We start from the raw sequence: 14,463 nt of genomic DNA, 5'->3' as shown, positions 1-14,463 counted from the left end.
CTAAGCAGGAGACGAGGCTTGGTGAGGCGGCGGATTTCGTCAGAAGGATGGCGGCGAAATCCGTACGCTTCCCTGCGCTGGCATTATCCAGATCAGGTTCAAAGGGTATTTCTCACCCGCAATGCCGGTTGTTTGACCGGGCGCATTGCAGGACCCCCGCGTTAGCAGGGCACACGATACACTGGCTTGGCGGCGGTTTCAACCGGGAGAGGATCGGCTGTCCCGGTGCGGCCGCAGCATGGCGGGCGGCACGGTGGCCCGTCGAAATGGCAGCGCGCGTCGCCGCCGCATGGCCTCCCGGCTTGGCCGGCCACGGCAAAGCGGTGCAGCATGACGCGCTTTCGCGCAACCTCAAAAAAAATTTTCGCAGCGGCTGTCATTTCCCGCGACGTCGTCCGTCTATTCGGCTCCTTAAACCCATGTTGTTCTGGAGAGATGTCATGAAAAAAGTACTGATTGCCGCTTGCGTCGCCGCTTTCGCCACGATCGCCACGGGCGCGTATGCGCAGAACGACGCGATGTCGCAGCCGGGGTCGTCGATGTCGAAGGACGCGATGGGCCACGACGCGATGGCCAAGGATGCAATGGGCCACGACGCGATGAAGAAGGACGGCATGAAGAAGCATGCGATGAAGAAAGACGCGATGAAGAAGGACGCGATGTCGCACGACGAGATGGGCAAGCCGTCGGGCGACAAGATGGCGCCGTCGAACTGACGAAAGGCGGACGCGGCGCGGCCGGCGCGTGCGTCGCACGGCGGCCGCCCGCATCGCGTCCTGTCCCGTCGACTCATTCCGGGAGTCTTCATCATGCAAACCGTTCCCGCCACCGGCCGCGCGGCCGCCACGCCGCCCGCGCGCCCGATCCATCCGCTGTGGGTGCGCGCGAGCCACTGGCTCAACGCGCTCGCGGCGATCCTGATGGTGCTGTCCGGCTGGCGTATCTACGACGCGTCGCCGATCTATCCGCCGTTCACGTTCCCGCACGGGATCACGATCGGCGGCTGGCTCGGCGGCGCGCTGCAATGGCATTTCGCGGCGATGTGGCTGCTCGTCTTCAACGGACTGTTCTATCTGACGATGTCGATCGCGACGGGGCGCCTCGCGCGCAAGATGCTGCCCGTCACGCCGGCGTCGATCTGGCGCGACATCCGTGCCGCGGTGAGCGGGCGGCTATCGCACGCCGACCTGAGCGTGTACAACGCGGTGCAGCGCGCCGCGTACCTGACCGCGATCGTCGATCTCGTCGTGCTGGTGCTGTCGGGGCTCACGATCTGGAAATCCGTGCAATTCCCGCTGCTGCGCGAATTGTTCGGCGGCTACGACAACGCGCGTGTCGTGCACTTCTGGGCAATGTCGCTGCTCGTCGGATTCATTGTCGTTCACGTTGCGATGGCGCTGCTGGTGCCGCGCTCGCTGCTCGCGATGCTGCGTGGGCGCTGACCCGTCAACCTCGGGTGAAGGAAATCATCATGTCGGAATCCGAATACACGCGCGACGGTTCGCGCTGGACGCTCGACCGGAAGTCGCTCGAACTCGACGTGCGCCGCGAGCTCGAGATGCCGTCGCGGCGGCTGTTCAACCGGCGCGTGCTGACGCTTGGCGGGCTGACGATGCTGACCGGCTGCACGCTGAAGGACGACGCGTCGGTCAACACGTTCCTCGAGACGGTGTCGCGCATGAACGACCGCGTGCAGGCCTGGCTGTTCAGCGGCGAGCGGCTCGCGCCGACCTACACCGAAGCCGACATCACGCGACCGTTCCCGTTCAACGCGTACTACGGGATCGACGACGTGCCGCACGTCGACGCGTCGACGTATCGGCTCGTGCTGTCCGGCCGCGTGACGGGCAAGCGCGTGTGGACGCTCGACGAACTGTATGCGCTGCCGCACGCGGAACAGATCACGCGGCATATCTGCGTGGAAGGGTGGAGCGCGATCGGCCGCTGGGGCGGTACGCCGTTCGGCGCGTTTCTCGCCCGCGCCGGCGCCGACACGCGGGCGAAGTACGTCGGCTTCAAGTGCGCGGACGATTACTACGAGAGCATCGACATGCCGACCGCGCTGCATCCGCAGACGCTGCTCGCATTCGACTACGACGGCCATCGGTTGCCGCCGGAGTTCGGCTTCCCGATGAAGCTGCGGATGCCGACCAAGCTCGGCTACAAGAATCCGAAGCACATCATGGAGATCTTCGTGACCGATACGTTTCCGGGCGGCTACTGGGTCGACCAGGGGTACAACTGGTTCGGCGGATCGTGAGCGGTGCATGGCGTGCGATGGCGGCGCGTGCCGCGATGCGTCGGGCGTCGCGGCATCGCACGTGACGCGTCACGCGGATTCGCGCACCTGGAGGTCGACGCGCAGGCCGACGGCCGCCGCCATGTTCACGAGCGCGTCGAGCCCGAACAGGTTGATCTTGCCGCGCATCAGGTCGGACACGCGCGGCTGCGTGACGCCCAGTCGTTCCGCAGCCTGGGCCTGACTGAGTTCGAGCTGCGCGATGCGCTGCTTGAGCGCGATCATCAGTTCGGATCGCAGCTTCATGTTCTCGGCTTCAGCCGGCTGGCCCTCGATTGCGTCCCAGACGCTTGAATAACGGTCGGTGGTCATCGTTTCCTCTCCATCGTCAGTGCGCGATAGCGCCGGGCGGCCAGTTCGATATCGGCTCGGGTGGTGCGCGTCGCTTGCTTGCGGAAGCAGTGCAGCACGTAGACGGCGTCGGCGAACGTCGCGACGTAAATGATCCGGAACGCGCCGCTCGCATCGCGCAGGCGAATTTCCCGCACGCCGACGCCGACGGTGCGCATCGGCTTCCAGTCGTCGGGTGCGAACCCGCGTTGTGCCTGGTCGATCTGGTGGCCGGCTTCGCGTCGCGCAGGCAGCGGAAAGCCGCGCAGATCCGCGAGCGCGCTGCCGACGAAAACAACAGGCTTCGGCGGGAGAATGGTTGGATTATACAAAATTTTGTATGGGCGGTACAGGTGTCGAAGGAAGGTCGTTCAGCGCATGCGGCGCGTGAGCCGACCGTCACGATAAGGGGGAAGTGCTGGCTGGCGCGCAGGACTGGCCGTTCGGCCGATGGCTGACTCGATCGCGACGGATCGCGTGAATGGCGTGAATGGCGGGTCGGATCGACACCGTGGCAACGCACGCGTGTCGCGTATCCGGCCCCCGATTTCACCTGCACGCCGGCCGGGAAATGTCGCGCGGAAACATCATTCGCGATCCTTTCAGACTGGTCCGACGATGCTTTCGAATCCTTGATGCCATAATGCCGAGCGAGCGCAGCCGAAACGGTTGCGCGCGTTTTTTTGTCCCTCTGCCGCCGCTTGCCGGTTCTCTTTCGTCGCCGTTCGCACTGCCATGTCGTTCCGCACGTTCGCTCTGCCTTCCCGGTCCCGCCAGGGCCGTTTGCCGGCATCGCCGGTGTCCTTCAGCGGAGCACGCGGCGTGACGTGCGGGCAGGCTGCTCGATGACGCCGCTCGACCGTCTCCTCGATTTCTTCGCCCGCTTCTCGTTCCGGATCCGCCTGCCGCAAAGCCGCGGCGGCCGCGTCGCGCTGGCGCTCGTCTTCATTTATTTCGTGTGGGGTTCGACCTACAGCGGCCTGCATTTCGCGCTGCAGTCGTTCCCGCCGCTGCTGCTGTCGGGGCTGCGCAACCTGCTCGGCGGCATCGGCCTGTTCATCTTCGCGCTGCGGCGCAAGCCCGAATGGCCGACGCTGCTCGAAATCCGCAATGCGGGGATCGTCGGCACGATGCTCGTCGCGCTGTCGTCCGGCACGATCGCGCTCGGGATCAGTCTGGTCAGTAGCGGCTCGGCCGCGGTGATGGTGGCCACGGTGCCGCTGTTCGCGACCGTGATCGCCGCGGTTGCCGGGCGGCCGGTCACGAAAGGCGAGTGGTCGGCCGTGGCGCTCGGGATGGTCGGCATCGTCGTGCTGAATTCGGGCGGCGCGGCCGCGCAGAGTTCGGCGCTCGGCACGATCTGCGTGCTGGCCGGCGCCCTGTTCTGGGCCGGCGGCGCGCATCTCGCGACGCGGCTCAAGCTGCCGTCCGACCTGTTCCTGTCGACGTCGCTGCAGATCGGCCTCGGCGGCATGATCTCGACGCTCGTCGCATGGCTGGTCGGCGAACGCGTCGAGCACCTGATGGTGGGGCCGGTGTTCGCGTTCCTGTACCTGATGGTGTTCTGCACGATGGCCGCGTACGTCGCGTACGGCTACCTGATCCGCCACACGAGCCCGATCATCGCGAGCAGCTGCATGTACGTGAACCCGATCGTCGCGGTCGCGCTCGGTGCGCTGCTGCTTGGCGAGCCGGTGACGATGGCGACGGTGGTCGCGACGGTCGCGATCCTCGGCAGCGTCGGGCTGTCGTTCGTGTTCGATCCCGCGCGCCGCCCCGCGGCGCGCGCGGCGGCTGCCAGCTCGGCGGCCATGGCGGCTGCGTCGACGGCGGAGGCCGCAGCGGCGCCCGAACCGATCGCGGTGCCGGATGCGGCGCCGATCCTGGCGCCTTCCGCCGTTCCGCTGGCCGTGCCGGCGCCGGGCGCCGTGATGGATCCAGCCGCGGTCATTGAACCGGCACCGGCGTTCGCTACGCCGCCGATCGCTGAACCGGCGCCGGCGTTCGCCCCGTCACCCGCCGCCGAACCGGCCGCACCCCGCGCCGACGCGTGACGTGGCCGTGGCCGGTCGCGCTCAGTCGCGCCGGCCGCCGCGATGGTGGAGCCAGCCCCCGAGCGCGGTGAACACCAGCCCGGTTGCACACATCCCGATCCAGCCGAACGCGTGCCATGCGGCGACGCCGGCCGACGAGCCGAGTGCGCCGCCGATGAAATAGCACACCATGTACACCGTGTTGACGCGGCTGCGCGCCTCGGGCTTCAGCGCATAGATGCGCGACTGGTTCGAGATCTGCGCGGCCTGCACGCCGACGTCCAGCACGATCACGCCGATCACGAGCCCGACGAGGCTCGAGCCCGACAGCGCGAAGATCACGAACGACAGCGCGAGCAGCGCGATCGCGAGCGAGATGATCGCGCGCGGGCCGCGCTTGTCCGCGAAGCGGCCCGCGTACGGTGCCGCGAGCGCACCCGCCGCGCCGACGATCCCGAACAGGCCGGCGGCCTGCGGGCCGAGATGGAACGGCGCGCCGGCGAGCAGCAGCGTGAGCACGGGCCAGAACGCGCTGAATGCCGCGAACAGCGCGGCGCCCGTCAGCGATGCCTCGCGCAGCCCGCGCAATTCGACCGCCAGATGCCACATCGAGCCGAGCAGCTTGCCGTACGACAGCGTCGACGTCGGCGAGCTGCGCGGCAGCCGCAGCACGATCACGGCGGCGAGTGCGACGAGCGCCGCGACCGACGCGGCGAATACCGCGCGCCAGCCGAAATACTCGGCGACGAAACCGGCGGCCGTGCGCGCGAGCAGGATGCCGAGCAGCAGGCCGCTCATCACGGTGCCGACCGCATGCCCGCGTTCGGCCGGCGGCGCGATCTCGGCGGCGAACGGCACGGCCTGTTGCGCGATCGTCGCGAGTACGCCGATCGCGAGGCTCGCGACGGCGAGCACGGCCAGCGACGGCGCGGTGGCCGCGACGATCAGCGCGACCGACAGGCCGGCGATCTGCATCAGGATCAGCCCGCGGCGGTCGAAGCGGTCGCCGAGCGGCGCAAGCAGGAACATGCCGGCCGCGTAGCCGAGCTGCGTCGCGGTGGGCACCGCGCCGATCCACGAAGCGCCGTCGGGAAACGCCAAGCGGAAGCTGTCGAGTAGCGGCTGGTTGTAGTAGATGTTCGCGACGGACACCCCCGCGATCGTTGCCAGCAGCACCAGCAGGCTGCGCGAATAGTGGGGCGAGGCGGCGTCGGTCGGACGGTTGGTGGAGGCGGTGGACATGGCTGCGCGAACGGAAGTGGGGCGGCGCAGCGCGCGGCGCACGCGGCGGGTGCGCAGGCCGGCGGGGCGCCGTCGAGGCTGCCGATCATACCGGAGCGACGGGAATCCTGCCGGACGGGGGCAGATCGGCCAAACCGGCCGAACCTGCGTAACCGGCCGGCCGCGGCCCGTCATCGTGCGTGCGTCAACCCGTCAGTCGACCAGCTCACCCGTCGGTTCATAGAACGGATAGGGCCCGGCGCCTTCATCGACATACACGTGATGCGACGTCATCCCCGCATCGGGCACATAGTGATGGACCGCGAACGCCGGCGGTTCGAGCCGGAACGCGGAGGGCCCATCGGTCCGCAGGTCGAATGCGACCTGATGGGCGGGCGACGGCACCGCGGCGGCGAGCGTGCCGCCGAAGCGCGTGAACATCGTGCGATGCACGTGGCCGCACAGCACGCGCTCGACGTTCGGATGGCCGCGCAGCAGCGCGTCGAGTTTCGCGGAAGCGGCGGGCGCGAGGCGCAGCTTGTCCATGTGGCCGATGCCCGACGCGAACGGCGGGTGATGCAGCGCGACGATCACCGGACGGTCGCGCGCGGCGTCGAGCTGCGCGGCGAGCCAGGCGAGCCGTGCATCGCACAGGTCGCCATGGCTGGCGCCCGGCACCTGCGAATCGAGCGCCAGCACGCGCACCGCACCGACGTCGAGCGCGTACTGCACGAATTCGCCCGCCTGCAGTTCGGCGCGATCGGCGAACGCGCGGCGCAGCCCGGCGCGGTCGTCGTGATTGCCGATCATCAGGTAGTACGGAATCTCGAGCGCGGCGAGCAGCCCGCGCAGGTTGCCGTACTCCTCGTCGTGGCCGAAATCGGTCAGGTCGCCGGTGACGAGCACCGCATCCGGGCGCGGCACGAGCGCGTTCAGTTTTTCGATGCAGCGCGTGAGCGCGGCCGCGGTGTCGACGCGCCGGTACGCGAGCTGTCCCGGACGCTTGATGTGGAGATCGCTGATTTGAGCAAGCAGCATCGTCGTTCCTCGGAATTGTCTGATTGTTGTCGCGGCGTCGTGCGCCGCGGTGGGGTGCTGCATGAATGATGCCGGAAGGACGGATCAGGCGCCGAGCGCGATCAGGCCTTCCGGTGCGACCGTGAGGCCGACCGCCGTGCCGCGTGCGAGCGCGATGCGGCCCGGCACGTCGATCACGAGCGCGTCGGGGGCCGCGTGCTCGATCGTGAGCCGCGTGCGCTCGCCGAGGAACGCGCATGCGCTTACGGCACCGCGCAGCGGCGCATGCGCGGGATCGGCCAGTTGCGCATCCTCGGGGCGGAAGAACCACTCGTCGGCGGCGTGCGGCGTCGCGATCGCGCCGCCCGTGGTCACCAGCGTGCCGTCGCGCCATTGCCCGGCGAGCCGGTTCAGCGTGCCGATGAACTGCGCGACCGTGCGGTTGGCCGGGTGGTAGTAGATGTCGCGCGGCGTGCCGATCTGTTCGATGCGGCCCGCGCCCATCACGACGATCCGGTCGCCGAGCTCCATCGCCTCGGCCTGGTCGTGCGTCACGTAGACCGTCGTCACGCCGAGTTCGCGCAGCAGCGCATTCATCTCGCGACGCAGCGTGTCGCGCAGCTTCGCGTCGAGCGCGGTCAGCGGCTCGTCGAGCAGCAGCACGCGCGGCCGCACCGCCAGTGCGCGGGCCAGTGCGACGCGCTGGCGCTGGCCGCCCGACAGCTGGTCGATCGGCTTGTCCGCATGCGCGTCGAGCCGCATCATCGCGAGCAGCTCGTCGACACGCTCGCGCAGCGCGCGCGGCTCGGTCTTGCGGATCTTCAGCCCGTAGCCGACGTTGCCGCGCACCGTCAGGTTCGGAAACAGCGCGTAGTTCTGGAACACCATGCCGACCTGCCGGCGCTCGATCGGCAGCGCGGTGACGTCGTCGTTGCCGAATGCGATCGTGCCGCCGGCGTCCGGCGTGTCGAGGCCCGCGATCAGGCGCAGCGTCGTGGTCTTGCCGCAGCCCGACGGCCCGAGCAGCACGAGCGTTTCGCCCGCGCCGATCGACAGGTCGAGCGGTTCGAGCACGCGCGTGCCGCGGAACGTCTTCGCGCAGCGGGTCAGGGTGATGGGGGTGGAATCGAGTTTCATGTCTGCGAGAAATTCAGCGCGGGCGCTTCTTGAGTGCCCGCGTGCCGGACGGATCGACGCCGAGCCACTGCATCGCGACGAGCAGCGGCAGCGTCATCAGCAGGAACAGGATCGTGTACGCGCTGCCGACTTCGAGACGCAACGACGCATACGTATCGGCGAGCCCGACCGGCAGCGTCTTGGTGTCGGGCGTATGCAGCATCCACGTGAGGTTGAATTCGCCGATCGACAGCGTGAGCACCGCGAGCGCCCCCGCGACGATGCCGGGGCGCAGGTTCGGCAGCACGATCGTGACGAAGCGCGTGACGAACGATGCGCCGAGGCTGGCCGCGCCTTCCTCGAGCGTGCGCAGGTCGGCGCCGGCCGCGACGGCCGCCACCGCACGCACCATGAACGGCAGCGTGAACACGACGTGGCCGACGACGATGAACCACAGGCTCATCCGGAACGTGGTGAAGCCGCCGTACACGACCAGCAGCGCGAGCGCCGACGCGAGGCCGGGCAGCGCGACCGGCAGCACGAGCGCCTCCTCGATCGCGCGCGCGGCGCGGCTCTTGCTGCGCGCGAGCGCATAGCCGGCCGGCACGCCGACCGCGAGCACGATCGCGAGCGTCGCGAACGCGACATAGAGCGACAGCGCGACCGAGCCGTGATACTGCTGCCACACCTGTTCGAGCCAGCGCAGCGTGAGGCCGCTCGACAGGCCGCGGAAATAGTTGACGGTGAGGCCCGCGAGCACCGACATCACGACGGGCACGATCAGGAACGCGCACAGCAGCAGCGTGACGCCCCATTGCAGCGCGGCGATCGCGCGCGCGCCGGTGACGCGCGGCGCGCGGCGGGCGACGCCGTTCGCCTGAGCGGGAGCGGGTGCCGGTGAGGGCGACGGCGCGGAAGAGCCGGAAAGCGATTGCATGCGGGAATCCTCAGGCCGCGGCGGCGGCGGTGTGGCCGGTGAAGCGGCGCGCGAGCGCGAGCACGGCCCAGGTGACGATGCCGAGCACGATCGACAGGCCGGCCGCCGTCGCGATGTTCGCGTTCAGCGTGAACTCGGTATAGATCGTCATCGGCAGCACGTTCAGGTCGGTGGCGAGCGTGAACGCGGTGCCGAACGCGCCCATCGCCGTCGCGAAGCAGATCGCGCCGGCCGCGATCAGCCCGGGCGCGAGCGCGGGCAGCACGATGTCGACGAAGATGCGCCACGGCGATGCGCCGAGCGAACGCGCGGCTTCCTCGAGCGACGCGTCGAGCTTCGACGCGGCCGCGATCACGGTGACGATCACGCGCGGAATCGAGAAGTACAGGTAGCCGATGAACAGCCCGGCGACCGAGTACGCGAACACCCACTTGTCGCCGGTGAGCTTCGCGGACAGCATGCCGATCAACCCCTGCCGGCCGGCGAGCATGATCACCATGAAGCCGACGACGACGCCCGGGAACGCGAGCGGGAACGTGAGCAGCGCGAGCAGCACGCGCTTGCCGGCGAATTCGCGGCGAGCAAGCAGGAGGCCCGAGATCGTCGACAGCGCGAGCGTCGCGAGCGTGACGCCCGCGGACAGCGCGATGGTTTCGCCGAGGCTCTTCATGTAGCGCGCATTGCCGAGCAGCGCCGCGTAGTGCGGGAAGAACGCGCCGTCGGCGGACACCTGCACGAGTGCCGCCATCGGCAGCAGCCAGAACGCGGCGAACACCGCGAGCGCCGGCGCGACGAGCGCGACGCGCCAGCGCAGCGGGAAAGTCAGGTCGAGCATCGATGAGGTCCGCCGCTTACTGCATGACCTGCAGGTATTGCTGGCCGAATGCCTGCTGGCCGGCTGCCATCTTGCCGAAGTCGACCGGTTTCGCACGCGCATATTCGCTCGCCGGCAGGAACTTCGACGCGATGTCGGCGCCGAGCGTCTGCGCGCGCACCGGACGCAGGTACGCATTGGCCCACAGCTTCTGGCCTTCGTCCGACAACACGAAGTCGAGCACCTTCTTGCCGTTCGCGTCGTGCGGGGCGCCCTTCACGAGACTCATCACGTACGGCACGGCGATCGTGCCTTCCTTCGGAATCACGAACTCGACGTTCGCGCTGTCCTTGTACTTCGCGCGATACGCGTCGAAGTCGTAGTCGAGCAGGATCGGAATTTCACCCGACAGCACGCGCGCGTACGCGGTCTGCTTCGGCACGATCGGTGCGTTCGCCTTCAGCTTCCTGAACCAGTCGAGCGCCGGCTTGAAGTTGTCGAGGCTGCCGCCGAGCGCCTGGTTCACGGCCACCGCGCCCGCATAGCCGACGAACGCGCTCGACGGGTCGAGATAGCCGACCATGCCCTTGTATTCCGGCTTCAGCAGATCGGCCCACGAGCGCGGTACCGGCTTGCCGTCGAGCGCGTCCTTGTTCACGAAGAAGCCGAGCGTGCCCGAATGGATCGCGAACCAGTAGCCTTGCGGGTCCTTCAGGTTCGCGGGGATGTCGTTCCAGTGCGAGGGCTTGTACGGCGCGATCACGCCCTTGTCCTTCGCCTGGAACGCCGACGACACGCCGAGATAGACCACGTCGGCGACCGGGCTCTTCTGCTCGGCGATCAGCTGCGCGATCGACTGGCCCGAGTTCTTGTTGTCGAACGGCACGCGGATGCCGGTCTTCTGCTTGATCGCCGCGATCTGTGCGGCCCAGTCGGCCCATTCGGGCGGGCAGTTGTAGCAGATCGCCGTTTCGTCGGCGTGGGCGGCGGGCGTGCCGGCGAGGAGCGCGGCGCAGGCGACGGGCGCTGCAAGCGCGCGCAGCAGCGAGGTCAGGCGAAAGGACACGGTAGGTCTCCGGGCGAGGGTGAGGCGCTGGGGTGGGGGGGGTGCAGGGTGTGCGGCGCGGGTTCAGGCCTTGCGCAATTGCAGGTCGGTGGCCGGCGGCGCCACGGTTGCGCCGTCGCGTACTACGTGCGGCAGGATCAGCGACGTGCGTTCGATCGCCGCGCCGCCGATGCTTTCGACGAGACGCTGCCATGCGTGGCGGCCGATGTCGCGATTCGGCGTCGCGACGCTCGCGAGCGGCGGCGCGAGCAGTTCGCCGAGCGCGATCCCGTCGAAGCCGAGCACCGACAGGTCGTCGGGAATCGAGAAGCCCGCGCGGCGCAGGCCGCGCATCACGACCATCGCGAGCAGGTCGTTGCTGCAGAAGAGCGCGGTCGGGCGCGTCGCGTGCGCGGTGAGATGCGCGAGCACCGCGTCGGGCAGCTCGGGCGCGTTGAAGTCGACTTCGACCGGCGGCAGCGTGGTGACGCCGATTTCCTCGAGGGCCTGCGCATAGCCGAGATGACGCTGGCGTGCGCGATCCGACGCGGCGAGCGAGCCGGCCAGCATCAGCACGCGGCGGTGGCCGCGCGCGGTCAGCAGCCGCACGCCGTCGTACGCGGCACGGCGGTTGTCGACCGACACCGACGGGCGACGCTGCGTGTCGTTGTGCATCAGCACGTAGTGCGGGCCGTCGTGGTCGAGCATGTCGAGCAGCGGGTGGGTATCCGCGTCGGCGACGGTGAGGATCAGCCCTTCGACGCGCTGCTCGCGCAGCGTCTCGATCGCGTGGCGCTCGCGCGCCGCGTCGTATTCGGTCGTCATCAGGATCAGCTTGAAGCCGGCCGCGGTCGCGAGTTCGTCGATGCCTTGCAGGCAGTCGGCGAACACGGGGTTCGACAACGTCGGCACGACGACGCCGACGAGCCGCGTGCGCTCGCCGCGCAGTTGCCGGCCGAGCGGGCTCGGGCGGAACTGCAGCGTATCGATCGCGGTGCGGATCGTTTGCAGCGTGGCGGGGCTGACGGTATGCGGGGCGTTGATCGCGCGCGAGACGGTGGCGATCGAGAAGCCCGCGAGGGCAGCGACGTCCTTGATGGTCGAGGTCATGAAACCTTGCGATGTAAACGTTTTCGGCCGGGAAATTATCGAAAACGTTTGTGACTTCGCGATGACTTAGGCGACGCTTGTTTCGCAAAAAGCACGAGACAAAAGTCTGACGGATAGGGCCGTTGGACGACGCGGACTCGATTGTATCGGGGATGCTGCGGCGCGGGAGGAAATCGTTGGCGGCGGTGCGGCGGCGTCGACGACAACGGATGAATCCGTGGGGGGTGTGATGCGGCGCCGCGGAATAAGGGAACGCATGGGCAAGCAATGGTAGAATCGCGTCCGCCCTCTTGCCGGGGTGATGAAATTGGTAAACATAGCGGACTTAAACGATTGAGTGCCCGGTCGGAAACGGTCGGTGCAGAACCCTTCAAATTCGGCGAAACCCCTGATGCGCGCATCGAGGCAACGCCGAGCCAAGCCTCGCGGCATCCGCGAGGAAGGTGTAGAGACTAGACGGGGGGCGCCTAAGGCGCATGGGCAGCAGGTCAGCCCGCGCGCGACGGCGAAGGCATAGTCCAGCGCACGAACGGCATCGCGCACGCGACGCCGGCTTTGAAAGAAGCAGTGTGACGAAAATCCGCCGCCTTAACTGGCTTGCCGGTTCGAGTCCGGTCCCCGGCACCACGATCGCTTCATCGCGATTCGATAAAGGGACGAAAGCCCGCGAGAAGCCATGCGCTCGCGGGTTTTTTGTTTTTGTGGCGTGGCATCGGCGGTAGTTGCCCGCGACCGAACGGCGACGCCACTGCCATCAGAGACGCGTCGAATGGACGGGCAGGTCGGTCTGCGGCGGCATCAGGCATGTGGTGGAACTCGCGCCGCCTGACGAAGCCGCGCGCCCCACCACGCAAACGTCACGCCATGAAGTGACTCGGAGTGTACGAATCACACCGCTCGCGCACGAAGGCCAGATTGCGCGTGCGCGACGTGTCGATGCGAAAGCCCGTCACCTCGTGACCCGAGCGTTCCACCGTCACGACGCCGCGCATGACGGCCATCTGACCGGCAGGGTCGAACGTGAAAATGTCGTCGGCCACCGGCTCCAGCCGGTAGCCGGCACTGCCGGCGGCGCCGGTCATGGTGAGGGTGAGTTCACCGTTCGTCACGGCGATCGTCGCACGTGCCGCGGCATCGTGACTGTGATACGTGCCCGCCAGGCCCGCCGACGCATCGGAGAGCGACGGCGCGTGATCGGGCAAGCGCTCGAGCGTCTCCGCGTGACCGCAGTCCACCAGCTCGATCGCCGTCACGCGAGCCGCCGCCGTCGACGCTCGAGGTTTGATCAGCAGCGCTCTGCCTGTGCCGTCGTCAACCCGCAATCCGGCCGCCGTCTCGATGAGCGGCTGGGGCATCTGCTCGACGTTCTGAAAGCTCGCGTTGAGCTGCCCGTTGCGATCGCCGATCACGCAATACGTCCCGGACACACGGGAGTGGAACCTGCCGAGCAAGGTTTCGTGCCCGGCAGTTTGCAGGGGCGTGGCGGGCTTCGCGCCAAGGACGGCATCGCCCAGCACGATATCGACGATTTGCGTCGCCACTTCAACCGGATTGACTGCTGCGCCGTTCGTGAGAATGATGACGTCCAGTGCGTGCTCGGCCACCGTCAACATCTGACAAGATCCACCGAACACCCCGCCGGCATGGTGCAGCACCTCCACGTCGCGATGCGGCGTGAGCATCAGCCCGAGCGCGTAGACGCCTTCCGCGCCGCTCGAATAGTGTGGTCGGGTCAGCATCTGGCGCCAGCTTGCTTCGCTGCCGACCCGTTTGGGGCCGCGCAGATGCGCGAGCCAGCGCAGCATGTCGTCGACCGTCGACACGATCCCGCCTTCGCCGAGCACTTCCCACGTCGGAAAGAGGCCGCGCATGAATCCGCCTTTTCCATCCGGCACATGCTGGGTCGCCATGCGCGGGCGAATGCGTATGTCGTCGGCGACCGATTCCGTGTCGACCATGCCCATCACGTCGAAGATGCGCGCCTTCAGGAAGGTCTCGAAGGGGATGCCGCTGACCCGCTCGATCGCGAGCGACAGCAGGTGATATCCGCCGTTGCAGTAGATCATCCGCTCGCCCGGCGGAAAATTGACGTCGCGTTGCCGCACTTGCGCCGCCAGCACGCCGCCACGCGGCAACGTCGCGACGCCTTGCGCGAGCAGCGTGAGATCGAGATAGCAGCGGTAGCCGCCCGTATGCGTCATCAGTTGGCGCAAGCTGGGGTCGCCTGCGAGCAGCGGCAGCTCGGGCAGGTACGTGCGGATCCCGGCGTCGACGTCGAGCTTGCCGTCTTCGGCGAGCAGGAGGGCGGCAAGGCAGGTGAAGTGTTTGCTCGTCGAGCCGATGCGCAAGCGCGTGGCCGGCGTGTTGGCGACGCCGTGTTCCAGGCTTGCCATGCCGAAGCCTCGCCGGTAGAGGACGTCGCCTCGATGCGCGACGGCCACGACGAGGCCGGGTTCGTCGCTCCTGTTGAAGCGGTCGAAAAGGGTATCCAGTTGCTCGACGATGTCGTGCGATGCTTGAGTCATTTTAGGTATCCCTATG

Annotated in this window: 14 protein-coding genes and 1 riboswitch; of the genes, 4 read left to right on the top strand and 10 right to left on the bottom strand. The window is 68.0% G+C overall.

Annotated features, from left to right (window positions below; genetic code table 11):
- Window positions 1–51 precede the first annotated feature (51 nt).
- A riboswitch (TPP riboswitch) is annotated at window positions 52–168 on the bottom strand.
- Window positions 169–440: 272 nt separating this feature from the next.
- The 3 genes from LGM89_RS16820 (at window position 441) to LGM89_RS16810 (ending at window position 2,260) form a co-directional block, all read left to right on the top strand.
- Window positions 441–716: a pentapeptide MXKDX repeat protein gene (locus tag LGM89_RS16820; RefSeq protein ID WP_011351498.1), complete on the top strand. Its 276-nt coding sequence runs from the start codon at window positions 441–443 to the stop codon at window positions 714–716.
- A 93-nt stretch (window positions 717–809) separates the two neighbouring features.
- The gene (locus LGM89_RS16815) at window positions 810–1,442 is read left to right on the top strand and encodes a cytochrome b/b6 domain-containing protein (protein WP_089494462.1); all 633 of its coding nucleotides are present in this window, start codon (window positions 810–812) and stop codon (window positions 1,440–1,442) included.
- 29 nt (window positions 1,443–1,471) lie between these two features.
- Window positions 1,472–2,260: a molybdopterin-dependent oxidoreductase gene (locus LGM89_RS16810; RefSeq protein ID WP_089494463.1), complete on the top strand. Its 789-nt coding sequence runs from the start codon at window positions 1,472–1,474 to the stop codon at window positions 2,258–2,260.
- Between the two features lie 69 nt (window positions 2,261–2,329).
- On the opposite strand, the gene LGM89_RS16805 is transcribed toward LGM89_RS16810, so the two are convergent.
- Window positions 2,330–2,611, bottom strand: a complete 282-nt coding sequence (locus LGM89_RS16805) for a helix-turn-helix domain-containing protein (protein WP_089439637.1) — start codon at window positions 2,609–2,611, stop codon at window positions 2,330–2,332.
- Window positions 2,608–2,961, bottom strand: coding sequence for a type II toxin-antitoxin system RelE/ParE family toxin (locus tag LGM89_RS16800; RefSeq protein WP_226273474.1), 354 nt, complete (start codon window positions 2,959–2,961; stop codon window positions 2,608–2,610). The genes LGM89_RS16805 and LGM89_RS16800 overlap by 4 nt, the downstream gene beginning before the upstream one ends.
- A gap of 513 nt (window positions 2,962–3,474) precedes the next feature.
- On the opposite strand from LGM89_RS16800, the gene LGM89_RS16795 reads away from it, so the two are divergent.
- Window positions 3,475–4,683: an EamA family transporter gene (locus LGM89_RS16795; protein ID WP_226273473.1), complete on the top strand. Its 1,209-nt coding sequence runs from the start codon at window positions 3,475–3,477 to the stop codon at window positions 4,681–4,683.
- 21 nt (window positions 4,684–4,704) lie between these two features.
- Here LGM89_RS16795 and LGM89_RS16790 read toward each other — a convergent pair whose 3' ends face one another.
- The 8 genes from LGM89_RS16790 to LGM89_RS16755 form a co-directional block, all read right to left on the bottom strand.
- Window positions 4,705–5,904, bottom strand: coding sequence for an MFS transporter (locus LGM89_RS16790; RefSeq protein ID WP_226273472.1), 1,200 nt, complete (start codon window positions 5,902–5,904; stop codon window positions 4,705–4,707).
- Between the two features lie 192 nt (window positions 5,905–6,096).
- The gene (locus LGM89_RS16785; protein WP_226273471.1) at window positions 6,097–6,921 is read right to left on the bottom strand and encodes a phosphodiesterase; all 825 of its coding nucleotides are present in this window, start codon (window positions 6,919–6,921) and stop codon (window positions 6,097–6,099) included.
- Between the two features lie 84 nt (window positions 6,922–7,005).
- Window positions 7,006–8,037: an ABC transporter ATP-binding protein gene (locus LGM89_RS16780; protein ID WP_089460689.1), complete on the bottom strand. Its 1,032-nt coding sequence runs from the start codon at window positions 8,035–8,037 to the stop codon at window positions 7,006–7,008.
- A gap of 13 nt (window positions 8,038–8,050) precedes the next feature.
- A complete protein-coding gene (locus LGM89_RS16775) occupies window positions 8,051–8,953 on the bottom strand; it encodes an ABC transporter permease (protein WP_089494467.1) in 903 nt (300 codons plus the stop codon).
- Between the two features lie 10 nt (window positions 8,954–8,963).
- Window positions 8,964–9,788, bottom strand: coding sequence for an ABC transporter permease (locus tag LGM89_RS16770; RefSeq protein ID WP_089430828.1), 825 nt, complete (start codon window positions 9,786–9,788; stop codon window positions 8,964–8,966).
- Between the two features lie 16 nt (window positions 9,789–9,804).
- The gene (locus LGM89_RS16765; protein ID WP_089494468.1) at window positions 9,805–10,833 is read right to left on the bottom strand and encodes an ABC transporter substrate-binding protein; all 1,029 of its coding nucleotides are present in this window, start codon (window positions 10,831–10,833) and stop codon (window positions 9,805–9,807) included.
- Between the two features lie 63 nt (window positions 10,834–10,896).
- Entirely contained in the window at window positions 10,897–11,922 is a 1,026-nt protein-coding gene (locus tag LGM89_RS16760) for a substrate-binding domain-containing protein (RefSeq protein WP_089494469.1), read from the bottom strand.
- 857 nt (window positions 11,923–12,779) lie between these two features.
- Window positions 12,780–14,447, bottom strand: coding sequence for a serine hydrolase domain-containing protein (locus LGM89_RS16755; protein ID WP_226273470.1), 1,668 nt, complete (start codon window positions 14,445–14,447; stop codon window positions 12,780–12,782).
- Between the last annotated feature and the right edge of the window lie 16 nt (window positions 14,448–14,463).

It is taken from the genome of Burkholderia sp. AU31624 (genome assembly GCF_020420065.1).
GTDB lineage: Bacteria > Pseudomonadota > Gammaproteobacteria > Burkholderiales > Burkholderiaceae > Burkholderia.
Note: the sequence above shows the minus strand (reverse complement) of the source record. Positions and strands in the feature narration are given on the sequence as shown.